This is a genomic window from Pseudomonas faucium (assembly GCF_021602585.1).
GTDB classification, from domain to species: domain Bacteria; phylum Pseudomonadota; class Gammaproteobacteria; order Pseudomonadales; family Pseudomonadaceae; genus Aquipseudomonas; species Aquipseudomonas faucium.
In genome coordinates, this window is the sequence record NZ_BQIP01000088.1 from 1 (window position 1) to 213 (window position 213).

Genomic DNA, 213 nt, shown 5'->3' on the forward strand with positions numbered 1-213 from the left:
TACCATCGGCGATGCATCGTTTCACTGCTGAGTTCGGGATGGGATCAGGTGGTTCCAATGCTCTATGGTCGTCAAGAAATTCTGTGGCCAGAATGTCCAGATGGACAGCCCAGCGAATTCGGATATGTGATATTTGTGATGTTGCTTGCGAACTTTCGGTTCGTTTCGTCTTCACCACCGCAATCTGCGCTAGCAAATTGCTTGGGTGTTATA

At 48.4% G+C, this 213-nt stretch carries 1 rRNA gene; it reads right to left on the reverse strand.

The features are described from left to right. A 5S ribosomal RNA gene (gene rrf / locus L6D75_RS27280) occupies positions 1–76 on the reverse strand; the annotation flags it as partial. Positions 77–213 lie beyond the last annotated feature (137 nt).